The 24,274-nt window shown below is 32.7% G+C and carries 22 protein-coding genes and 1 other annotated feature; of the genes, 11 read left to right on the top strand and 11 right to left on the bottom strand.

Annotated features, from left to right (window positions below; genetic code table 11):
- Positions 1–64 precede the first annotated feature (64 nt).
- Positions 65–268: a binding site (T-box leader), on the bottom strand.
- Between the two features lie 270 nt (positions 269–538).
- Positions 539–1,351, top strand: a complete 813-nt coding sequence (locus HMPREF2561_RS09855) for an NAD(P)H-hydrate dehydratase (protein WP_002488487.1) — start codon at positions 539–541, stop codon at positions 1,349–1,351.
- Between the two features lie 48 nt (positions 1,352–1,399).
- Here HMPREF2561_RS09855 and gyrA read toward each other — a convergent pair whose 3' ends face one another.
- The 6 genes from gyrA to dnaA all read right to left on the bottom strand — a co-directional run bounded on the left by gyrA (position 1,400) and on the right by dnaA (position 10,538).
- A complete protein-coding gene (gyrA, locus tag HMPREF2561_RS09850) occupies positions 1,400–4,063 on the bottom strand; it encodes a DNA gyrase subunit A (protein WP_070468737.1) in 2,664 nt (887 codons plus the stop codon).
- Between the two features lie 41 nt (positions 4,064–4,104).
- Positions 4,105–6,039: a DNA topoisomerase (ATP-hydrolyzing) subunit B gene (gene gyrB / locus HMPREF2561_RS09845; protein WP_019834694.1), complete on the bottom strand. Its 1,935-nt coding sequence runs from the start codon at positions 6,037–6,039 to the stop codon at positions 4,105–4,107.
- Between the two features lie 9 nt (positions 6,040–6,048).
- Positions 6,049–7,164 (bottom strand): DNA replication/repair protein RecF, encoded by a 1,116-nt coding sequence (gene recF / locus HMPREF2561_RS09840; protein ID WP_017175622.1) that lies wholly within the window; start codon positions 7,162–7,164, stop codon positions 6,049–6,051.
- Complete coding sequence (gene yaaA, locus HMPREF2561_RS09835) at positions 7,161–7,403, bottom strand: S4 domain-containing protein YaaA (protein WP_170999996.1); 243 nt, start codon at positions 7,401–7,403, stop codon at positions 7,161–7,163. The genes recF and yaaA overlap by 4 nt, the downstream gene beginning before the upstream one ends.
- A 359-nt stretch (positions 7,404–7,762) precedes the next feature.
- A complete protein-coding gene (gene dnaN, locus HMPREF2561_RS09830; RefSeq protein WP_025987126.1) occupies positions 7,763–8,896 on the bottom strand; it encodes a DNA polymerase III subunit beta in 1,134 nt (377 codons plus the stop codon).
- Positions 8,897–9,185: 289 nt separating this feature from the next.
- Positions 9,186–10,538 carry a chromosomal replication initiator protein DnaA gene (dnaA, locus tag HMPREF2561_RS09825; RefSeq protein ID WP_002488122.1) on the bottom strand — a complete coding sequence of 451 codons (1,353 nt, stop codon included), beginning with the start codon at positions 10,536–10,538 and terminating at the stop codon, positions 9,186–9,188.
- Between the two features lie 691 nt (positions 10,539–11,229).
- Between dnaA and rpmH the strand changes: the two genes are divergently transcribed.
- The 9 genes from rpmH to HMPREF2561_RS09780 all read left to right on the top strand — a co-directional run bounded on the left by rpmH (position 11,230) and on the right by HMPREF2561_RS09780 (position 18,348).
- Positions 11,230–11,367 (top strand): 50S ribosomal protein L34, encoded by a 138-nt coding sequence (gene rpmH, locus HMPREF2561_RS09820; protein ID WP_000240855.1) that lies wholly within the window; start codon positions 11,230–11,232, stop codon positions 11,365–11,367.
- Between the two features lie 98 nt (positions 11,368–11,465).
- A complete protein-coding gene (rnpA, locus tag HMPREF2561_RS09815) occupies positions 11,466–11,810 on the top strand; it encodes a ribonuclease P protein component (protein ID WP_017175623.1) in 345 nt (114 codons plus the stop codon).
- Positions 11,811–11,950: 140 nt separating this feature from the next.
- Positions 11,951–13,330: a tRNA uridine-5-carboxymethylaminomethyl(34) synthesis GTPase MnmE gene (gene mnmE / locus HMPREF2561_RS09810; protein WP_049419852.1), complete on the top strand. Its 1,380-nt coding sequence runs from the start codon at positions 11,951–11,953 to the stop codon at positions 13,328–13,330.
- 70 nt (positions 13,331–13,400) lie between these two features.
- Positions 13,401–15,278, top strand: coding sequence for a tRNA uridine-5-carboxymethylaminomethyl(34) synthesis enzyme MnmG (gene mnmG, locus HMPREF2561_RS09805; RefSeq protein ID WP_049419851.1), 1,878 nt, complete (start codon positions 13,401–13,403; stop codon positions 15,276–15,278).
- Positions 15,278–16,000 carry a 16S rRNA (guanine(527)-N(7))-methyltransferase RsmG gene (gene rsmG / locus HMPREF2561_RS09800; RefSeq protein WP_049419850.1) on the top strand — a complete coding sequence of 241 codons (723 nt, stop codon included), beginning with the start codon at positions 15,278–15,280 and terminating at the stop codon, positions 15,998–16,000. Before mnmG ends, rsmG begins: the two co-directional genes overlap by 1 nt.
- A gap of 53 nt (positions 16,001–16,053) precedes the next feature.
- Positions 16,054–16,893: a nucleoid occlusion protein gene (gene noc / locus HMPREF2561_RS09795; RefSeq protein WP_049419849.1), complete on the top strand. Its 840-nt coding sequence runs from the start codon at positions 16,054–16,056 to the stop codon at positions 16,891–16,893.
- A gap of 170 nt (positions 16,894–17,063) precedes the next feature.
- Complete coding sequence (locus HMPREF2561_RS09790) at positions 17,064–17,426, top strand: DUF3147 family protein (RefSeq protein WP_019834696.1); 363 nt, start codon at positions 17,064–17,066, stop codon at positions 17,424–17,426.
- A gap of 18 nt (positions 17,427–17,444) precedes the next feature.
- Positions 17,445–17,840 (top strand): DUF3147 family protein, encoded by a 396-nt coding sequence (locus tag HMPREF2561_RS09785; protein ID WP_017175629.1) that lies wholly within the window; start codon positions 17,445–17,447, stop codon positions 17,838–17,840.
- Complete coding sequence (locus tag HMPREF2561_RS09780; RefSeq protein ID WP_017175630.1) at positions 17,806–18,348, top strand: TetR/AcrR family transcriptional regulator; 543 nt, start codon at positions 17,806–17,808, stop codon at positions 18,346–18,348. Before HMPREF2561_RS09785 ends, HMPREF2561_RS09780 begins: the two co-directional genes overlap by 35 nt.
- Positions 18,349–18,390: 42 nt before the next feature.
- On the opposite strand, the gene HMPREF2561_RS09775 is transcribed toward HMPREF2561_RS09780, so the two are convergent.
- The 4 genes from HMPREF2561_RS09775 to HMPREF2561_RS09760 are packed head-to-tail and all read right to left on the bottom strand — an operon-like array spanning position 18,391 to position 21,668.
- Positions 18,391–18,582 carry a VraH family peptide resistance protein gene (locus HMPREF2561_RS09775; protein ID WP_070468735.1) on the bottom strand — a complete coding sequence of 64 codons (192 nt, stop codon included), beginning with the start codon at positions 18,580–18,582 and terminating at the stop codon, positions 18,391–18,393.
- 26 nt (positions 18,583–18,608) lie between these two features.
- Entirely contained in the window at positions 18,609–20,489 is a 1,881-nt protein-coding gene (locus HMPREF2561_RS09770; protein ID WP_070468733.1) for an FtsX-like permease family protein, read from the bottom strand.
- Positions 20,479–21,237, bottom strand: coding sequence for an ABC transporter ATP-binding protein (locus HMPREF2561_RS09765; RefSeq protein WP_070468731.1), 759 nt, complete (start codon positions 21,235–21,237; stop codon positions 20,479–20,481). Before HMPREF2561_RS09765 ends, HMPREF2561_RS09770 begins: the two co-directional genes overlap by 11 nt.
- A 23-nt stretch (positions 21,238–21,260) precedes the next feature.
- Complete coding sequence (locus tag HMPREF2561_RS09760) at positions 21,261–21,668, bottom strand: YxeA family protein (protein WP_070468729.1); 408 nt, start codon at positions 21,666–21,668, stop codon at positions 21,261–21,263.
- A gap of 206 nt (positions 21,669–21,874) precedes the next feature.
- Between HMPREF2561_RS09760 and lepB the strand changes: the two genes are divergently transcribed.
- Positions 21,875–22,447 carry a signal peptidase I gene (gene lepB, locus HMPREF2561_RS09755; RefSeq protein WP_070468727.1) on the top strand — a complete coding sequence of 191 codons (573 nt, stop codon included), beginning with the start codon at positions 21,875–21,877 and terminating at the stop codon, positions 22,445–22,447.
- Between the two features lie 228 nt (positions 22,448–22,675).
- Here lepB and HMPREF2561_RS09750 read toward each other — a convergent pair whose 3' ends face one another.
- Positions 22,676–24,250, bottom strand: a complete 1,575-nt coding sequence (locus tag HMPREF2561_RS09750; RefSeq protein ID WP_070468725.1) for a BCCT family transporter — start codon at positions 24,248–24,250, stop codon at positions 22,676–22,678.
- Positions 24,251–24,274 lie beyond the last annotated feature (24 nt).

Here is a 24,274-nt window from a genome sequence, read left to right as displayed (position 1 = left end):
CCTTCCAAAAAATTTATATTGAGTGACCATAGCGATTTAAAATAAAAAAAGACCACGTCCCCATACAAGGGACGTGGTCTACGCGTTGCCACCCTATTTAACAATTTAATTAAATAAACTAAATTGCACTCCACTATCGATAACGGTTAAAACCGATTGTTCAATATAAGTAGGTAGATTCGCATAAAAATTAATTACTTGTTTACACTAACCACAAGCTCTCTGAAATTAATACCCTTATGTTACTTAGCCTACGAACAATACTTTATTAAGTTAATTTTAATATAGCAAAGTCATATATAATTTTCAAGCAGTTACCTCAACCAAATATAACAAACTACATACGTTAAAATTCTGTCAATTTTAGCATTTATAAATTTATTTAAAATAGTGTTGACGAAACGCTTAAGCAGGTATAATATTTTCTATTGTATTTAAAATGCACATGATATTTTCGCTTGTCTTAATAACTCATCATTTCATTGATTTAATATATAGAAGTTATGACTTTCGAATCTAAATAGGGAGGATTCATCATATGGAAACATTAACTAATGTGACAATTCCTAAACGTAATGACGAAACGCATAAAGGTGATTATGGAAAAATTCTTTTAATTGGTGGTAGTGCAAATTTAGGCGGAGCAATCATGTTAGCTGCCCGTGCATGTCTTTTTAGTGGAAGTGGTTTAATTACTGTAGCCACACATCCTACTAATCATGCAGCCATTCATTCACGTTGTCCTGAAGCAATGGTAATAGATATTAATGATACTAAAATGTTAACAAAAATGATTGAGAATACAGATAGTATTTTAATTGGACCAGGTCTTGGCGTTGATTTTAAAGGAAATAATGCGATTACTTTCTTACTACAAAATATTCAACCCCACCAAAACTTAATTGTAGATGGTGATGCAATTACAATATTTTGTAAACTTAAACCTGATATTCCTACATGTCGTGTTATCTTTACACCACATCAAAAAGAATGGGAACGTCTAAGTGGTATTCCTATTGAAGAACAAACGTATGAAAGAAATAGAGAAGCTGTGGATAAATTAGGTGCTACTGTAGTACTAAAAAAACACGGTACAGAAATCTTCTTTAAAGATAAAGAATACAAATTACCAATTGGCACACCTGCAATGGCTACAGGTGGTATGGGTGATACATTAGCTGGTATGATTACAAGTTTTGTAGGTCAATTTGATAGCTTACAAGATGCCGTTACGAGCGCAACTTATATTCACAGTTATATTGGTGAAAAACTTTCTGAAAAAATGTACGTTGTGCCCCCTTCAAAATTAATTAATCAAATTCCTTATGTAATGAAAGAATTAGAACGATAAATAATAAAAATAAGACTTCCCTATATGTGGGAAGTCTTATTTTTATATTTAATTCTGATCTGAATCATTCTCAATATCTTCATTTACACGATCCATGAAATCTTGTCTTACTTCGATGCGTTCATCATCTTCATCATCTTCATCAGATTCAGTATGCAAAGCGTTACCAGGTGTCGTATCATCTATCACTTGTTCATTTGCACTTTCTGTAGTTTGGGCACTCACATTTTCTGTTTGTTGTGCCGCTTCAGTTGCAGCTTCATCTTCAGTTTTATCAATGACTTTCGCAACGGTTGATACGGCTTGATTATCGCCTAATTTCATTAATCGCACACCTTGTGTGGCACGGCCATTTTGAGAAATATCTTCAACTTGTAGACGAATAATAATACCACCATCTGTTACAATCATTAAATCTTCTTGACCGCTTACCGTTGTAATACATACAACATTACCATTACGTTCTGTAATTTTAGCTGTTTTTATACCTTTACCGCCACGATTAGATAAACGATATTCACTTACAGGTGTTCGTTTACCATAACCTTTTTCAGTAACGACTAGAACTTCATCTTCACTTTCAGCATAGGCTACGTCTAAACCTACGACTACGTCATTTTCTCTTAGAGAAATACCTCTCACACCTGAAGCTGTACGACCTAGTGGGCGTAAACTATTTTCAGGGAATCGAATTAATGAGGCATGTGCTGTACCAAGTAAAATATCTTGTTTACCATCAGTAAGACGAACTGCGATTAATTCATCATCTTCTTTAAAGCCAATCGCAATTTTACCATTCTTATTAATATGAGAGAAGTTACTTAATGCAGAACGTTTAACAATACCTTTTTTAGTAGCAAAGACTAAGAAACTGTTCTCATCTTCTAAATCTCTTACGGCAATCATCGTACTAATCACTTCATCATTTTCAAGCTCAATCGCATTAATGACTGGAATACCTTTAGATTGACGAGATAATTCAGGTACTTCGTATCCTTTCAACTTATAAACACGGCCTTTATTCGTAAAGAATAAAACATTATCATGTGTACTTAATGTTACAAGTTGACTGACAAAGTCTTCTTCTAAGGTATTCATACCTTGTACACCTCGTCCACCTCTGTTTTGTGAACGATATGTAGATACAGGTAAACGTTTAATATAGTTGTTATGACTTAAAGTGATGACAATTTGTTCTTCAGGGATTAAGTCTTCATCTTCTAAGTGATCTAAACCACCCAATTGAATTTCAGTACGACGTTCGTCACCGAAACGTTCTTTAATTTCTGTAAGCTCATCACGAACAAGTTGAAGTAATACATCTTCATTTGCTAAAATCTCTTCTAATTCTGCAATATAACTTAATAATTCATTATACTCATTTTCAATTTTATCGCGCTCTAACCCAGTTAAACGACGTAAACGCATATCTAAAATGGCTTGAGCTTGACGTTCAGACAATTTAAAACGTTCTTGCAATGTTTCCATCGCCACTTTATCTGTGTCAGACTCACGAATAATAGAAATAATTTCATCAATATGATCCAGCGCAATTCTTAAACCTTCTAAGATATGTGCACGATCTTTCGCTTTTTTCAAATTGTATTCTGTACGACGACGTACAACTGTTTTTTGATGTTCTAAATATTCAACAAGCGCTTCTTTTAAGTTAATTAATTTAGGTCGACCATTCACAAGGGCAATCATATTTACACCAAATGATGTTTGTAATGGTGTATGTTTATATAAATTATTTAAAATAACATTTGCATTGGCATCTTTACGTACATCAATAACAACTCTTACCCCTGTACGTAAACTTGTTTCGTCACGAAGATCTGTGATACCTTCAATTCTTTTCTCACGCGCTAATTCTGCAATTTTCTCAATCATTCTTGCTTTATTCACTTGATATGGAATTTCAGTCACAACAATACGCTGACGACCACCGCCACGTTCTTCTATTGATGCACGTGCACGCATTTGAATTGATCCACGACCAGTTTCATAGGCACGTCTAATGCCACTTTTACCTAAAATTAAGCCAGAAGTTGGAAAATCAGGACCTTGAATATCTTCCATCAATTCTGAGATTGTGATATCAGGATTTTGACTTAAACGTAAGACTCCGTCAATGACTTCTGTTAAATTGTGTGGTGGAATATTTGTAGCCATACCAACCGCAATACCTGAAGCACCATTCACTAAAAGGTTAGGGAAACGAGAAGGTAAGACTTCGGGCTCTCTTTCTGTACCATCATAGTTATCTAAGAAATCAATAGTATCTTTATTGATATCACGTAACAGTTCTAATGTGATTTTGGTCATTTTTGCTTCGGTATAACGCATTGCCGCAGCACCGTCACCATCCATTGAACCAAAGTTACCTTGACCATCAACAAGAGGATAACGATAGCTAAAGGTTTGTGCCATTCTTACCATAGCATCATAAATTGAAGAGTCGCCGTGTGGATGATATTTCCCCATAACGTCCCCAACAATACGTGCTGATTTTTTATAAGGTTTGTCTGGAGTCATTCCTTGTTCATTTAGACCATATAAAATACGACGATGTACAGGTTTTAAACCATCACGTACATCTGGTAATGCACGTGAAACGATAACGCTCATCGCATAGTCTAAAAATGATTCGCGCATTTCGTTGGTTATATTTCTTTCATTAATTCTTGATTGTGGTAGAGAATCAGCCATCAAGATATCCTCCTTTTATAGTCAGTTCACATTAAGTTAAATTAGAAATCTAAATTAGCATAAACTGCATTATCTTCGATAAATTGTCTACGATTTTCAACAACGTCACCCATTAACATTTCAAATGTTTGATCCGCTTCTACTGCATCTTCAAGTTTTACTTGTAACATCATACGATTTTCAGGATTCATTGTTGTTTCCCATAATTGATCGGCATTCATTTCACCTAAACCTTTGTAACGAGAAATTTGCCATTTTGGAGTAGGATTTAGTTCAGCTTTTAATTTATCCAATTCACGATCGTTAAAGACGTAATATTTTTGTTTACCTTGTGTTAGCTTATACAATGGTGGTTGAGCGATGTATACATACCCAGCCTCAATTAATGGACGCATAAATCTGTAGAAGAATGTAAGTAATAATGTACGAATATGCGCACCATCTACATCAGCATCTGTCATGATAACAATCTTATGATAACGGGCTTTAGAAATATCAAATTCGCCACCTATGCCTGTACCAAATGCTGTAATCATTTGACGGATTTCATTGTTATTTAAAATACGATCTAAACGTGCTTTTTCCACATTTAATATTTTACCTCTCAACGGTAAAATCGCTTGTGTTTTTGAGTCACGACCTTCTTTTGTAGACCCCCCGGCAGAGTCACCCTCAACTAAGAAAATTTCACTTTCATCAGGATTTTTACTTGAACAGTCTGCCAGTTTACCAGGTAAACTTGAAATTTCTAATGCTGATTTACGACGTGTCACTTCACGCGCTTTTTTAGCTGCTACACGTGCTCTTGACGCCATGATTCCTTTTTCAACAATGATTCTTGCAACATTTGGATTCTCATATAAAAAGCGTTCAAAGTGTTCTGAAAATAATCGATCAACGATTTGACGTACTTCAGAGTTACCTAATTTCGTCTTCGTTTGACCTTCGAATTGTGGATTACCATGTTTTATAGAGACAACTGCTGTTAAACCTTCACGTGTATCTTCACCTGAAAGACGTTCTTTATCATCTTTAATAATCTTACTTTGAGTCCCATAACTGTTTAAGACACGTGTAAGTGCACGTTTAAAGCCATCTTCATGTGTACCACCTTCATATGTGTGGATATTATTCGCATAGGATAATAAGTTTGTAGCATAACCGCTATTGTATTGTATTGCAATTTCTACTTCGATATCATCTTTTGACTGATGAATATAAATAGGTTCGTCATGAATAGGTTCTTTATTTTCGTTCAGTAATTCAACGTAAGATTTAATACCACCTTCATAATGATACGTGTCTTCACGTTGTTCTTCATCTTCACGTTCGTCTCTTAGTGTAATTGAAATACCTTTATTTAAGAATGCTAATTCTCTAATACGTTTTTGAAGTGTTTCATAATTATAAACTGTTGTTTCTGAAAAGATTTCACTATCTGCTTTAAAGCGAATCACTGTACCTGTTTTATCCGTACTACCTATTTCTTTAAGATCAAATTGAGGCACGCCTTTTTTGTATGCTTGATGATAAATTGTTTCATTACGGTGTACATACACTTCTAAATCTTGTGATAACGCATTTACTACAGATGAACCTACACCATGTAGTCCACCAGATACTTTGTATCCGCCACCACCGAATTTACCTCCGGCATGAAGTACAGTAAGAATAACTTCTACTGCGGGACGTCCCATTTTTTCTTGAATATCGACAGGAATACCACGACCATTGTCAGTCACTTTAATCCAGTTGTCATTCTCAATCACTACTTCAATTTGATTAGCATATCCAGCTAGCGCTTCGTCAATACTGTTATCAACGATTTCCCATACCAAATGATGCAAACCTCTTTCTGAAGTTGAGCCAATATACATACCAGGGCGTTTACGTACCGCTTCAAGTCCTTCTAATACCTGTATTTGTCCAGCACCATAATTATCTGTGTTGTTTACATCTGACAATGTATTCACCATCACTTTCTATTACTTAATAATTTCACCTTGATTAATTCGGTAAAGTTTCGCATTATTCATGATTTCATGATCAATACCGTCTACCGATGTAGTTGTTACGAAGGTTTGTACTTTATGTTGAATTGTACTGAGTAAATGCGTCTGACGAGAATCATCAAGTTCACTTAAGACATCGTCTAATAATAAAATCGGATATTCTCCGACTTCAATGTTCATTAATTCTATTTCTGCTAGTTTAATTGATAAAGCGGTTGTTCTTTGTTGACCTTGAGATCCATAGGTTTGAGCATCCATGTCATTCACATTAAATCCTAAGTCATCTCTATGTGGACCGTATAAACATACTGCTCTATCCATTTCACGTTGTTGATATTCATTCAATAACGTGATGACTTCATCTAATAATTCACTCTTATTTTTACTTGTATCGCTAAGTTTAATACTTGGTAAATATTTTAGAGATAATGTTTCACGTTGGTTCGTAATACCAGCGTGGATAGGCTGTGCTAAAGCCTCTAATTCTTCAATAAATTGCTCACGTCTTAAAGTGACATTAAGCGCATATTGTGCAAATTGTTGATTTAAAACCTCTAGCATCGTTTTATCTGTTTTTTGACCAAGTTGTAACTGCTTAAGATAATTATTTTTTTGTTTGAGAATACGTTGATATTGAGCTAAATCGTTGAGATATACTGCAGAAATTTGCCCTAATTCCATATCTATAAATCGTCTTCTAATTTGAGGAGAACCTTTAACAATATTTAAGTCTTCAGGTGCAAAAAGAACCACATTTAGATGTCCAACATACTGTGTTAGTCGACTTTGTTCCAAGTGGTTCACTTTAACTTGTTTACCTTTTTTAGTTATATACATCGTTAATGGCATGGTTCCGTGTCTATAACTTAGCTCACCCTCTATTTTAGCATACTCAGAGTTAAACCGTATAAGTTCCTTGTCATTGGAGGTTCGGTGACTTTTAGCTAAAGCAAGGACGTAAATTGATTCAAGTAAATTTGTCTTTCCCTGTGCATTTTCTCCAATAAGAATATTCACTTCAGGATGACAATTTAACGTAACCGCTTCATAGTTACGATAGTTTTCTAATTGGAGTGTTTTAAGCTTCATTGCTCACCTTGATGAATAATAATAAATGAATCGATATCTGGAATATCAGGGAAGTCGATACGATCTTGGTCAGCTAGCTTTTTTCCACGACGTGTTTCACGTTCGCCATTTAATAAAACATCGTAATCTTGTAAGAACCATTTTGCTTGTCCACCTGATTCGATGATACCTTCTGTTTTAAGAAATTGACCTAACGTAATCTCGCCTTCAACTATTACTTCTTGAACCAAAATAATCACTCCATTTCTTTATATATCATTACTATATTATACCTTTTTTAGGAATAAATTTCATTTAAAATGAAGTGTGAAACCGTTTACTTTTAAATAAGTTTTTGTTATTTTAAATTGTTATGTAAAAAATAGATGATTTTTTGAAATTATGACAAAAATAATCAGAGACAATATCTCAATTTTTAATTTTAAGGCCTATTTCAGCGAATATAATGAGTTGTAGATAAAAACCACGTTTTACTAAATTTAGCTTCACTATGAACCTCTGAGATAGTTTAAAATTACTGTTTTAATCAATAAAAAAGTAGAACAGTAATTCAATAAGAACTCTGTTCTACTTTAACTTTTTAATTAATCTTTAATGACTAGTATGTTCTGATTGGTAAAATGAGTTGAGTGACTGAATCATCTGCTTTTGGTTTTAAGATAAATGGTTTCATCGTACCAAAGAATTCTACTTCAACTTCATCATTATCAATTGCTTTTAATGCGTCCATCATATATTTTGAGTTGAATGAAATTTTCAAATTGCCACCTTCAACATCAGTTGCTGTAACTTCTTCTTTTACTGTACCGATTTCTGGTGATGTAGATGATAATTCTACAACCTCATTTCCAGTACTTAATTTAATTACGTTATTTCCGCCTTCACGTGCAAGTAATGACGCACGATCTATCGCATGATAGAATTCTCCGTTATCTAATCCTAATTTGATTTCATAGTTTTCAGGGAAAAGACGTGTTGTATCAGGATAATGACCTTCTAATAAACGTGAAATAAAGTTTACGTTACCGACCTTGAACAATACTTGATTAGATGCAAAGAAGATATCGATGTCTTCATCATTATCACTCATAATTTTATTTAATTCAGATAATGCTTTACCTGGAATAATAACATTTTTATTTTCCGATTCATCTTCAAGCTTTAATTTTCTTACAGCCAAGCGGTGTGAATCCGTAGCAGTGCATATTAATTCATTATCTTGTATAAGCCAGTTCACACCAGTTAAAACTGGGCGTGTTTCTGAGGTGGACACTGCAAAGTTTGTTTGCGCAATAATGTTTTTAAGTACTTTTACAGATAATTGAATTGCATCATCACGTGATACTTGCGGTAATAATGGATATTGTTCAGGATCTAAACCACTTAAATTAAATTCTGAATGTCCTGATGTGATAAGGGTTTGAAACTGTTCATTTGTTGATAATTTAACATCTTTGCCTGGTAATTTTTTAATGATGTCAACAAAGAAACGACCAGGAAGAACCACAGATCCAGTTTCAGTAATATCAACAATATCTTCTCCATCTACTTGTTTAGGAATCGTGATTTCAATTGAAATTTCTGAATCAGAACCAGTTAAAATAACATTATTATCTTTAGCATCAATTTTGATACCTGTTAAAATTGGTAAAGTTGTTCTTGGTGAGATTGCCTTTAATGTATCATTCAATTGTGTGATAAAGTAATCTCTTTTTATTGTAAATTCCATTATTAATTTAAACTCCTTCCAGTCGTTTATACTTAAATTATATAGGTTTTAAAATCATAGTAATAGTAGTAGGGCTTGTGGATTAGTGGATATCTCATGAAACGCCTTTTATATCAAAGTTATACACATGTGGATAAGTTGTTAATGATGTGTATTACTTCTTCACATTATCCACAATTTAACCTTTTCTAGATTCTTGCTATATTTATAAAATTATTTAGAAGCACAATCATCTTTGATATTGAATGTCATATTTTAGCAATGCTGTTATATAACAGATTCATATTTCCTATTACTGTTTACGTATTTCTTTTTCTAAATCTTCGACTTCTTGTTTGAAAATTGGATCCGCCTTAATATCATTCGAAATTTTTTCGTGTGCGTGAATAACTGTAGTATGATCGCGTCCTCCAAATTCCTCACCAATTTTTGGTAATGAAAAATCAGTTAATTCTCTAGATAGATACATTGCGATTTGTCGTGGATATGCAATCGACTTTGTTCTTTTCTTAGCACTAAAATCTTCGATGCGTACATTGTAATAATGCCCAACTACTTTTTGAATATCTTGAATCGAGATTTTTTTAGATTTGGGAACTTGAATAATATCTTTTAATGCTTCAGCAGCAAGTTCTGTTGTAATCGGTTTACCTTGTAATTTTGAATAAGCAAGTAAACGCGTTAAAGCTCCTTCAAGTTCACGAATATTTGATTGAATTTGATTTGCAATATAATTCAATGCTTCTGCTGGAATTTCTAAGTTCTCTTCTTCGATTTTTTTCTGCAAGATGGCCATACGTGTTTCATAATCTGGTGGCGTGATATCAACAATGAGACCCCATTCAAATCGAGAACGTAAGCGATCTTCAAGTTTTGCTATTTCTTTAGGTGGACGATCACTTGAAATAACAATTTGTTTTTTATTTTGATGTAATTCATTAAATGTGTGGAAAAATTCTTCTTGTGTTTGTTCTTTATTTTGAATGAATTGAATATCATCAATTAATAATACATCGATATTTCTATATTTTTCTCTAAATGCTTCAGGTTCATTGTTACGAATGGATTTAATAAAATCATTTGTAAACTTTTCGCTTGAAGTATAAAGCACTTTGGCATTCGGTTTATTACTTAGTACGTGATGACCAATGGCATGCATTAAATGCGTTTTCCCTAATCCTACGCCTCCATAGATAAATAATGGATTATAAGCTTGTGCAGGTGCTTCAGCTACAGCTAAGCTTGCTGCATGTGGGAAGCGGTTGCCAGGACCAATCACAAATGTATCAAACGTATTATGCGTATTAAATTGATCGATATCATCATGGCTATCATCAATGGCAGACGTTTTGTTTACAGTATTTGATTGTTTACGACTCGTTTCATCAAGTTCAGCGAGTTGTTCAGCAGTGTAAAATTTTGGATCAACTTCATAACCAATGATGTCTTTCATAATTGTTTGAATTACATCTTTATAATTTGAGTTTAACCAATCAGCATAAAACTCATGAATAACAAAGATGTAAGCAACATTGTCGCGAATTTCTTTAAGTTCAGTGTCTTTTAAAAACGTATTAAACGTTGTTTTCGAAATCTCTGACTCAGCTACTTCTAATACCTTTTTCCAAATTTCTTGTTCCGACATATATAAACTCCATCTTTCTATAAATTTAAGACTTATACACAGTTTTTATAAGCGTGGATAAAAATAATCACAGCATGTTAATAATTATCCACAAGTTAATCACATTCGGTGGATAACTTTATATATGCTATGATTTATACACAGTAAAAACACGTATAGAATTTATAAAAAAATCCTATAAGATAAATGATTCAGACGACTTATCCACACAATTATACTTTTTAACTGCAATAGATGTCAAATGGCTGTGAATATGTTTGTAAATTTGGTATAAATCTGTGAATATGCTATTGATTATCCACAAAAAATTAAATACTATATGTGAATAAGTGGATAAAAAATGATACCATAATTCAATGTACTATAACAGGTTTGGGAAATAATTTATAAACGTGTATTAAATATGTATAAAATTGAGAAGCTACTGAATCAATGAAATGTATAAATATTAAAAATGAAAATGATATAACTAAAAGACCGTCTTGAAATTCATTAATTGGTTTCAAAAGCTGCTTGCTTTATAAATGGTAATTTGTTATATTGTAGTAGTTGCTTGAATTATGACTAGATAAAATCGAATTAAATCAAAATGATTTGATATTAACAATTATCATTTATCTATTAAAATAGTCAGGTTCATTAGAAGTAGATTTAGTGAACGAGATATAATATGTAGATGGAGGTGTTTTGCATGGTAAAACGTACTTATCAACCAAATAAACGTAAACATAGTAAAGTTCATGGTTTCAGAAAACGTATGAGCACTAAAAATGGCCGTAAAGTTTTAGCGCGTCGTCGTCGTAAAGGCCGTAAAGTTTTATCAGCATAAGATCACTGACTTCTCAGTGGTCTTTTTTTTCGTTTTAAACCCACACATTTTAATAGATGAATGTAACATAAAGAACAATGTAAGCGAGTGATTTAAGCGTGGAGAAAGCTTATCGTATAAAAAGGAATAGTGAGTTCCAAAAAATTTATAAAAAGGGAAAATCTGTAGCCAATAGACAATTTGTTGTGTATACATTAAACAATGAGTATGAACATTTTCGCTTAGGCATTAGCGTTTCTAAGAAAATCGGAAATGCTGTAACTCGAAATCGTATTAAGCGTGCCATTAGAGAAAATTTTAAAGTGCATAAGCAAGATATGATTTCAAAAGATATTATTGTAATAGCGAGACAACCTGCTAAAAACATGTCAACTTTAGAGATTCAAGGCAGTTTAGAACATGTATTGAAAATAGCAAAGGTATTTAATAAGAGAATTAAATAAATTTAGACTGACGGAAGTCTAATGTTAGACAAACCGAAGACTAACCAGTAGATTATAAAACAATATATTCGCAATTTAATTAGAAACTTATTACAATATTATATTGAAATTTTACTTAACTAGGGAGGCGAGAATGGATAATGGATTTTGATACAATTACAAGTATTTCAACTCCAATGGGAGAAGGTGCAATTGGTATTGTACGGTTGTCTGGTCCAGAAGCGGTTGAAATAGGCGATAAGTTATATAAAGGAAAGAAACAATTAAAAGATGTTCCATCACACACTATTAATTACGGCCATATTATAGATCCTGAGACAGATGAAGTTGTAGAAGAAGTGATGATTTCAGTTTTACGTGCACCAAAAACCTTTACACGTGAAGATATTATTGAAATTAATTGTCATGGGGGTATTTTGACAATTAATCGCATACTAGAACTTACCATGACACATGGCGCTAGAATGGCGGAACCTGGCGAATATACTAAGCGTGCGTTTTTAAATGGCCGAATTGACTTATCTCAAGCAGAAGCAGTCATGGACTTCATTCGTTCTAAAACGGATAGAGCCTCTAAAGTTGCAATGAATCAAATTGAAGGTCGTTTGAGTGATTTAATTAAACAACAACGTCAATCGATATTAGAAATTCTTGCCCAAGTTGAAGTGAACATTGATTATCCAGAATATGATGATGTTGAAGATGCAACAACGGAATTTTTACTTGCGCAGTCTAAAAAAATTAAAAATGAAATTGATCAATTATTAGAAACGGGAACTCAAGGTAAGATTATGAGAGAAGGATTATCTACAGTGATTGTCGGTAAACCGAATGTAGGTAAATCTTCAATGCTAAATAATCTTATTCAAGATAATAAAGCCATTGTCACTGAAGTAGCTGGAACAACTCGAGATGTATTAGAAGAATACGTTAATGTACGTGGTGTCCCATTAAGACTTGTTGATACAGCAGGTATTCGTGATACTGAAGATATTGTAGAAAAAATAGGCGTAGAGCGCTCACGTAAAGCATTAAGTGAAGCGGATTTAATTCTTTTTGTATTAAATAATAACGAGCCTTTAACTGAAGAAGATCGTACATTATATGAAGTCATAAAAAATGAAGATGCTATTGTTATCGTTAATAAAACAGATTTAGAACGTCGATTAGATATTGAAGAAGTTAAAACTATGATAGGGGACACACCACTTATTCAAACATCAATGTTAAAACAAGAAGGTATCGACGAATTAGAATTACAAATCAGAGATTTGTTCTTTGGTGGAGAAGTACAAAATCAAGATATGACTTATGTTTCAAACTCTAGACATATCTCACTTTTAAAACAAGCAAGACAAACAATTCAAGATGCCATTGATGCAGCTGAAGCTGGTATTCCTATGGATATGGTTCAAATTGATTTAACTCGTACATGGGAAATATTAGGAGAAATTATTGGAGAATCAGCAAGTGATGAATTAATTAATCAGCTATTTAGTCAATTCTGTTTAGGTAAATGATAAAAATTAAGACGGTCAGTAGTCTAAAATGAATAATAATAATTAAGGAAAAAATAGGGAGGACAATTCAATGGTTCAAGAATATGACGTAATTGTTATTGGTGCCGGTCACGCTGGAATTGAAGCGGGATTAGCTTCAGCAAGACGTGGTGCTAAAACGTTAATGTTAACCATTAACTTAGATAATATCGCCTTTATGCCATGTAACCCATCAGTCGGTGGCCCAGCAAAAGGAATAGTAGTACGTGAAATCGACGCATTAGGTGGCCAAATGGCTAAAGCAATTGATAAAACACACATTCAAATGCGCATGCTTAATACTGGTAAAGGTCCAGCAGTTCGTGCATTACGTGCTCAAGCTGATAAAGTGCTTTATCAACAAGAAATGAAACGTGTCATTGAAGATGAAGATAACTTAGATATCATGCAAGGTATGGTAGACGAATTATTGATTGAAAATGATGAAGTTAAAGGTGTACGTACGAATATAGGTACAGAGTATCATGCGAAAGCTGTAGTCATCACGACAGGTACATTTTTACGTGGAGAAATCATTTTAGGTAATATGAAATATTCAAGTGGTCCAAACCATCAACTTCCATCTATTTCATTAGCTGATAACTTAAGAGAACTTGGGTTTGAAGTTGTGCGTTTTAAAACAGGTACACCGCCACGTGTGAATTCTAAGACAATCGACTATTCTAAAACTGAGATTCAACCTGGCGATGACGTTGGTCGTGCGTTTAGTTTTGAAACTACCGAATATATTTTAGACCAACTACCTTGTTGGCTCACGTATACAAATGATCGTACACATAAAGTCATTGATGATAATTTACATTTATCAGCTATGTACTCAGGTATGATTAAAGGTACAGGCCCACGTTATTGTCCATCTATTGAAGATAAATTTGTACGTTTCAATGACAAACCACGTCATCAACTTTTCTTAGAACCAGAAGGACGTAATACGAATGAAGTTTATGTGCAAGGCTTATCAACTAGTCTTCCTGAACATGTTCAACGCCAAATGTTAGCTACTATTCCGGGTCTTGAAAAAGCAGATATGATGCGTGCAGGTTACGCGATTGAATATGATGCGATTGTGCCAACACAATTATGGCCAACATTAGAAACTAAAATGATTAAAAACTTATACACTGCAGGGCAAATTAATGGTACGTCTGGTTATGAAGAAGCAGCAGGTCAAGGCATTATGGCAGGTATTAACGCTGCAGGTAAAGTATTAGGTACAGGCGAAAAAATTCTAAGTCGTTCAGATGCTTATATTGGTGTCTTAATTGATGATTTAGTAACAAAAGGAACGAATGAGCCTTATCGTTTATTGACTTCTCGTGCTGAATATCGCTTATTATTACGTCATGATAATGCCGACTTACGTTTAACTGATATTGGTTATGACTTAGGCATGATTTCTGAAGAACGTTATGCACGTTTTAATGATAAACGTCAACAAATTCAAGATGAAATTGACCGTTTATCAAATATCCGTATTAAACCAAATGAACATACGCAATCTGTGATTGAAGCTCATGGTGGTTCACGCTTAAAAGATGGTATCTTAGCCATTGATTTATTGCGTCGTCCTGAAATGACGTATGATACAATTTTAGAGATATTAGAAGAAACACATCAGTTACCAGAAGCGGTAGAAGAACAAGTTGAAATTCAAACGAAATATGAAGGTTACATCAATAAATCATTACAACAAGTTGAAAAAGTTAAACGTATGGAAGAAAAGAAAATTCCAGAAGACTTAGATTATAGTAAAGTGGATAGTTTAGCTACTGAAGCACGAGAAAAATTAGCAGAGGTTAAACCATTAAATATTGCGCAAGCATCACGTATTTCAGGTGTTAATCCTGCAGATATTTCTATCTTACTTGTATATTTAGAACAAGGTAAATTACAAAGGGTGAAAAATTAATGAGTGGCATCGAATGGTTAACAAAAGCGTTAAGTGAGCAAGGGATTGAATTAACAGAACAACAACAACAACAATTTCAAACCTATTATCGTTTGCTTGTTGAATGGAATGAAAAAATGAATTTAACAAGTATTACTGATGAGCATGAAGTTTACTTGAAACATTTCTATGATTCTATTACAGCTGGATTTTACTATGATTTTAATCAACCACTAACACTTTGTGATGTAGGGGCTGGTGCTGGATTTCCAAGTATTCCTTTAAAAATTGTTTTTCCAGAATTGAAGGTAACCATTGTCGATTCATTAAATAAACGTATTCAGTTTTTAAATCATTTAGCTGTTGAACTTGGATTAACACAAGTAAGTTTTGTTCATGATCGAGCAGAAACATTTGGTAAAGGTGTCAATAGAGAAATATATGATGTGGTAACAGCACGTGCAGTGGCAAGACTTACTGTTCTAAGTGAGTTATGTTTGCCGTTAGTTAAAAAAGGCGGACAGTTTATTGCATTAAAGTCTGCAAAAGGTGAAGAAGAATTAGCAGAAGCACAATTTGGTATAAGCATCTTAGGTGGAGAGTTTAGTGATTCTTACACATTTGATTTACCAGAAGATGCAGGTGAAAGACAAATGATTATAGTTGATAAGCGCCGTCAAACGCCTAAAAAATATCCTAGAAAACCTGGTACACCTAATAAAGCTCCTTTATTAGAAAATTAATCAATTTTTCGGTTACTCATGTTAAAATTGATTTTAAGAGGAGTGAATGGACAATGAAAAAACCTTTTTCTAAACTATTTGGTTTAAAAAATAAAGAAGACATCGTTGATTATATTGAAGAAAATCGTCATTCAAGTGTGGAATCCATTCAAATAGAGCGTATCGTACCTAACCGTTATCAACCGCGCCAAGTGTTTGATTCAAGTAAAATTACAGAACTTGCTGAGTCGATAGAAGAACATGGGTTATTACAACCCATTGTCGTTCGACCTATAGAAGAGAATATGTATGAAATTATTGCAGGTGAACGACGATTTAGAGCATTACAATCCTTGCATCAATCTAAAGCAGACGTCATTATTCGTCATATGAATGATGAAGAAACTGCTGTAGTGGCCCTTATTGAGAATATCCAACGTGAAAATTTATCTGCAATAGAAGAAGCCGAAGCTTATAAAAAGTTACTTGAAATTGGACAAACCACTCAAAGTGAGTTAGCGCAAAGTCTTGGAAAAAGCCAAAGTTTTATAGCTAATAAATTACGCTTACTTAAATTAGCACCAAAAGTAATTGTACGATTACGTGAAGGTAAAATTACAGAACGCCATGCACGCGCAGTATTATCCTTAAAAGAAGCGGATCAAGAACAATTGATTGAACAAGTTATTGCTCAGAAATTGAATGTCAAACAGACAGAAGCTCGTGTGAAACAAAAATTAGGCCCTGAAAAAGTAAAAGCAAAAACATTCCAATTTTCTAAAGATTTGACACAAGCACGTGATGAAGTTGGTAAGAGTATTCAAGCCATTGAAGACTCGGGTATTCATGTTGAGCATCGTGATAAAGATTACGAGGATTATTATGAAATTAAAATAAAAATATATAAACGTTAATGACTAAAAGAACAGGTAGAATGAATGTTGCATTCAGTATCCTGTTCTTTTTTTGTCACCTATTTTATAATAATGGATTCTTTATTTCATATTTACATAGTTTAAAAATAGAATTACAATATTATTAAACGAAACGTATCGTTTAATAATTAAGGTAAGAAGGGTTTCATGTGTTCGGAATATCAATTTCAAGTGCGATACTTCATTTTGTGATTGGAGGGATCGCTGTTGCCTTTGCATCGATTATGGCTGAGAAAGTAGGAGGAAAAATGGGTGGCATTATTGCGACTATGCCGGCAGTCTACCTAGCAGCTATTATTGCTTTAGCCATAGATCATCGAGGAGAACAGCTGATTCAAATGTCGATACATCTTAGTTCAGGAGCTATAATAGGTATTATTTCTTGCATCATTACAGTATTTATTACGTCGATTTATATAAATAAACGAGATTATAAAAAAGGTACAGCGTTTGCATTTATTTGTTGGTTAGTCATTTCAATTGCTATTTTTGCGGTACGACACATTTCTTAATATTTGGAGGATTTTTTAATGAAATTAACTTTTATCAAATTTCTCGTGGGTGGTTTAGCTGTTATGTTAAGTTATATTATTTCAGTTATGCTACCTTGGAAAGAATTAGGTGGCGTTTTTGCAACATTACCTGCAGTATTTCTTGTTTCTTTATTTATTACTGGTATGCAACATGGAGATGTCGTTGCCAAACATGTTAGTAGAGGTGCAGTTTTTGGTATGACAGGTGTATTATGTAGTATCTTAGCAACATGGGCAATGTTATATTCTACACATGAGTGGTTACTTAGTATTTTGGTTGGTTTTGTTGTATGGTTTATTAGTGCAGTAATTATCTTTGAAATTGTAGAATTTATTTCACGTTTAAGAAGGAGAAAAGATGGCTGGAAGACCGAAAGATCCAACAATCAATGAAAAAATATTTAAAGAAATTGATCAGTTATTAGAAACGACTTATTTTAGAGATATGACAATAGATCAAATTTCTGAAAATACAGGTGTTTCTAAAGCGACGATTTATAGACGTTGGAAAGATAAATCATCTATTATTGTCGATATGTTTGTCAGTCGAATCCACGTTTTTGAAAATGATTATAAAACGATGTACGATGAATTGTATCATTTTCTAATAAGAGTTATGAATATTTATCAAACTCATTTAGGTCGTGCTGTGATTGAAATATTAATTAGTTATCAACAATCTGAAGCACGTGACATATTTATGAAAGGTTATTTTGATAGCAATCGTAAAATATTGAAGACCATTATTTCTAAATATATTGACGAAGCGGACCAAGATTTATTTATTGATTTAATTTTTTCACCGATTTATTTCAATATATTGATTAAACCTAACGTCCTTAATGAAGCTTATATTAAAAAGTTATTAAAAGTGATTTTAGATGCATATAATGTTGAATAAAAAAAAAGAAGCTCAATTCATTTTGAGCTTCTTTTTTTAATTCTAATGTTTATTTTCTTCGTATCTTTTCAAAATATAGCCACCGCCAAGTAAGCCTACCGGCACACCAATAAATGGCGTTGTAATACTACTAGCAACTAATACTATCAGAGCTAACATGATACCATTAAACCCATTTACTTTTAAACTTAATAAGTCGTCATATGCGTGTTGAATAATTTCTTTAATAGTCATTTTAACATTTCCTTTCAATCTATTATTTAAATGGCGTCTTTAATGATGCGTTCTGAATGAATGAACGAAATAACTGCAAATATCAGATATACAAGTGAATAGATAACCATGACAATGAAGATAGGTGTCAATGTATAATTACCTATTAACATCATAAATGCGTTTGCTGCAAAAAAGGCATGGAGTAAAGAAACCACTAATGGTAAACCGAAATTGAATATAATCTTTAAAGCTAGTCCTTTTATCATATCTGTATTCGTAAAACCAATACGTCGCAGAATACGATAATTATTTATTTCATCTTCAGTTTCATCCATTTGTTTAATATAAATAATGCAACCAGCTGCTACTAAAAATGCAAGACCTAAGAAAGAAGTGACAAATATAAGAATGCCATTACTTTCATCAATTGCTTTTTTGTTTTCACTTTTTAAAACTACATTTTGTTTTCCTTTTTTAGCTAATGTTTCAGCTTTTGAAAGATCGCTATGATGCTTAATATTAAAACCATAATGATGTGTAAGTTGATTTTTTGTTTTTAAAGCATTATAGTTATCTGCGCTGATTTTAAGTACTGGTCCACCCAATGAAGCATCCATTGGAATGATTTCATTTAAATCTTTTTTATCTACATAAAATGTCTTTACTTGTTGCCCTTTTAGTTTTAAATCTTTATGGATTTGAACATTAAACATCATTGAAAGTGGACCTTGTAAATTTGTAATTGTAGCGTGATTACCTTTGATATGAGGATCAGCCATAATCGATATACTTTCATTTTGCATTGCGTTACCCGTTTTACTTTTAATGACATCATTTTCAATAATATGGGTATTGGCATTTTCATACGTTTTTTTTGTATATGGTATACCGTGTTGGTTAAGTTGATGTTCAAATTGTTGGGCCATCTTTACTTTAGTAAAGTTAATATCTTGAGGTGACGATGATTGAATATTAAAGTCAGCATTTGCTTTACTAATTGCTCCGAAACACAAGATTGTTACTGTAACTGCTGAAATGACTGTAATAATAGTTAAAGACATCGCATTTTTCTTCATTCTATACATAATCGAAGATGTAAAGACGACATCAGTGATAGAGACACGACCATGTTTTGATTTTTTTAAAGATTTAAAAATAATTGAAACTGAACTTCTGAAAAACAAATATGCGCCTGCTACAGTTAAGAATAAAATAATAAACGGCGTTAATAAGGCCATTGTTAATTCTTGAAATTTACCAAACATTTCTGTAGACATATAATAACCTAACATAATCATTATGAGCCCGAGAATACCAGCAATACATTCTGGCGTGGTGATTTTCGCTTTTACTGCCTCTGTTTTCATACTGTCTTTCATCATAGAAAGTATGGTTCTTCGTTTTAAAAAGATAGCATCTTCTAACATAATTAGAATAAACGCTAACATTAGCATGATTATTGTTTGAATTAAAGCAGCTACTTCAAATCCTATAGATGCATGAATGTGTAAATGCATCAGTTTTATTAATATTGAAAGCAATAATTTTGAACCTAAAATACCAATAATAACGCCAATAATGCCTGTACTAATAAATAAAGTGATTTGTTCGATAGCAAGCATTCTAAGAATGTTACCACGTGTTAGTCCAATGAGTTCGAATAATGCAAATTCGCGTGTGCGACGTTTAATAAATAGATGGTTCGCATACATTAAGAAAATGATAATCGTAATGAATAAAAAAACTGAACCAACTTTTGCACCTTGATTGATTATTTTTGATGAACCATTATTTAAGCTATGTGTGTATTGTAATGTGACAAAACTAAAATATAAGATGATACTTAAGATTAATGAAAAAAGATATAATACATAATGTTTGATATTACTTTTTAAATTCTTTAATGTAATTTGATTAAACGTCATTTGCCACACCACCTAGGGCTGATTGTAATTGAATGATTTCATTATAAAATTTAGATTTTGTTTTACTTTGTTGAAGAATTTCTGAATGAATATCGCCATCTTTTAACATAATGACGCGTTGTGCAAAACTTGCTGCTGAAGGATCATGAGTAACCATAATAATCGTACTATTAAATTGTTTGTTCATATCTTCTAAGCGATGAAGTAAATCTTGTGCACTTTTTGAATCAAGTGCACCTGTGGGTTCATCTGCAAAAATAATTGATGGTTGATGTACAAAAGCACGTGCAGCAGCTGTACGTTGTTGTTGACCTCCAGAAATTTCACTAGGATATTTATCACTTAAATCATAAATACCAAGTGCCTTTGTGATGTCTTGATAGTTTTTTTCCATTTCATCTTTTTTCATTTTTTGGACAGATAATGGTAACATAATATTTTCTTTGACTGTTAATGTAGGTAAAACGCTATAATCTTGGAAAATAAAACCAAGTTCTTTCTTACGAAATTGTGCTAATTTTTTATTAGACAACTGGTTTATTTCATTGCCACTGATGTCTACAGTACCGTCTGAAATGCTATCAATTGAACTGATAACATTAAGAAGGGTTGTCTTACCTGAACCAGATGGTCCCATAATGGCAACGAATTCTCCTTTATCGACTGAAAAGTTAATATCGTGTAGTGCTTTAAATTTTTGTTTCGTTCCATAAATTTTTGATACATGATTAACGTTTAAAATAGGCATGATTATCATACTCCTTGTAAGTTTTATAATTTTTCTTTCGCTTTAGTTGGAATGTCTGATTGTTTTACTTCTGTATATGATGTAATGGTGTGAGATTTTTCGCTTACAACTAAGTAATGATGTTGTTTTAATTTTTTAGACGCTGTATAATCAATGTTTTTAGCTTTACCATCTTTGGTGTAACCTGTTTGATTGTAATGGTAGATATAGAAGTCTTTTTCCTTATCAACGACTTCCACTTTTGATGGTTTTTGAGTCTTAACATAATACTCATGCGTTGGCGCTAAGGGATTTAATTTATTCCAATCATTGATAGAACGATTATTAGGATGTTGGTCTGAATATGCGTTTAATCCAAATAAACCACCTATAATGACTACAATAATTACAAGAATAGTTAATATAATTCGTAATAATAATTTCAATCTCATCACTCCTTATCTCTATTACACTTCTTATTTTAAAAGGGTGAATGAAGCGGTGCCTTTATCTAACCTTACAAAGTAAGAGGGGTATCTTACGAATGTGAAAGATTCAAATAAAAATCAGTCGTAAGAAGAATGAAACGTGTTTGAAAAGTATGTATGATAGAGTAGAAGTAATTGAGAATAAGAAAAGATGATAGGCGGGATGAAATGTGAAAAGAGAAATCATAGAGTGGGTTATATCCATTGTAGTGGGGCTACTGGTTGTTATTGTAGTAACAAAGTTTATTGGCGTCTCCTATACAGTATCTGGATCTTCAATGTATCCAACGTTTCAAGATCGCAATAAAGTGATTATAAGTAAAATTTCTAAATCTATGAATCACATTGATAATGGTGATGTCGTTGTATTTCATGAAGATTCAAAACGTGATTTTATTAAACGTGTGATTGGTACACCAGGGGATACAGTAGAATATAAGGGAGACCAATTATATGTAAATAATAAAAAAGTGTCTGAACCGTATTTAGATTACAATAAGAAACATAAACAAGGTCAATATTTAACAGGCTCATTTAAATCAAGTCAAATTAAAGGTTCAAATGATGAAATGAAACTTCCTAAAGATAAATATTTAGTTTTAGGAGATAATAGACAAAATAGTATAGATAGCCGAGTTGATGTTGTAGGTCTAGTAGATAAAAAACAACTTGTAGGTAAAGTCGTTTGGAGATATTGGCCATTTAATAAATGGAAAACTAATTTCAATCCAGGAACATTTTAAAAATAAAGTCACAACGAATGTCTTCAATTCGTTGTGACCTTTTATTTTATAGTAAAGTTTTAGAAGATATCTTATATAAACTACAAGAGTAGATAGAATTTATTTTGAATGTGTCGTTCCCAAAAAAGAGGACTAAGGTTGAAAAAAGCTTGCGACAAATGCATGTTCAATTCAATCATCGGCTATCAATAAAAAACTGAGACATTTAATGATGTCTCAGATTCTGTCCTATTTGATTTTAGATTGTTGAGTTGTGTTATTTTTAATATAGTCCTTTTTACGTTGATGATCAGGTTGTAGAGTTAAACCTAAGAATTTTCTTTCTTGATTTGCATCTTTGAAAAATGAAATCATCATTAAAATAACAACAAAACTAAATGGTAATGCTGAAATAATAGCAGCTGATTGCAGAGCATCTAGACCTGTCGATCCACCAGATAGTAAAAGTACGTAGGCAATCGCTGATAACATGACGCCCCAAACAATCTTAACAAAACCGGATGGATTTAAACGACCAAATGATGTTTGCATACCTAATACAAATGTAGCTGAGTCTGCGGATGTAATAAAGAATGAGCCTACTAAGATAATAGCGATAAACGATAAAATTGCACCCATAGGCATCTCATTGAAAATACCAAATAATTGTGTTTCAGGTGGCATACTAAAGATATGTTTAGATTGCTTACCAATTTCAATACCAGTAATACCGAAGGCTGTAAACCATAGCATACTAATAATTGTAGGAACGCCTAATACTGCGATAACGAATTCACGAATCGAACGACCTTTTGAAATACGTGCAATGAAGATACCTACAAATGGTGACCAACTCATCCACCAGCCCCAATAATAAATAGTCCATGACTGTAACCATTCATGTTTTTGTGAGTTAAGTGGAGCAACATCAAAGCTATTAAAAATAAGTGTATTCAAATATTCACCAATTGAGGATGTAAACATATTCATAATTAAAATTGTAGGACCTACAATTAGAATAATAATAAGTAACATCGCAGCTAAAAGCATATTTAAATTACTTAAATACTGAATACCTTTGCTTAAACCACTCCAAGCACTAATTAAGAATAAAACTGTAACAATAAGAATAATAATGCCTTGAATAAGTTTATTGTTTGGCACTCCAAATAAATAATTTAAACCACCGTTAATTTGCATGGCGCCAACACCAAGTGACACTGCAACCCCAATAATAGTAGCAAAAACGGCTAAAACATCTACAACAGTACCTAATGGACCTTCTACTTTATTTCCGAAAATAGGACGTAATGTACGAGAAATGAGTCCTAATTCATTTTTTCTAAACTGTGTATATGCAAGAGCTAATGCAACAATACCGTAAACTGCCCAAGGATGTAGTCCATAATGTAAGAAACTTGAACGCATGGCTTCAGCTAGAGCAGCTTCTGTTTCTTTACTCGCTGTTGGTGGCGATAGATAATGTGAAATGGGCTCAGAAGATCCATAGAATACAAGTCCAATACCCATACCTGCACTAAATAGCATTGTTAACCATGAAATAGTATTAAATTCTGGTTTATCATCAGGTTTTCCTAACTTAAGCTTTCCAATTGGATGAAAAATAAGAGTGATACAAAATATCAGAATAATACTAATAAGTAACATATAGTACCAACCGAATGTTTCTGTAATAAAACTTCCGATTGCTCCAGAAATTGAACCAAATTGATTAGGGAAGATGGCTCCAATAATTACCAGTAACCCTACAATAACTGAAGCAAAAATAAATACATTTGAAAACTGTTTAGATTTGTTTTCCATGTATTTAACTCCTTTCAAATTTAA

Origin of the sequence: Staphylococcus sp. HMSC069E10, assembly GCF_001809205.1 — a bacterium.
Taxonomy (GTDB): domain Bacteria; phylum Bacillota; class Bacilli; order Staphylococcales; family Staphylococcaceae; genus Staphylococcus; species Staphylococcus hominis.
The sequence above is the reverse complement of the archived record's forward strand: the minus strand, read 5'-3'. Positions and strand labels throughout refer to the sequence as shown.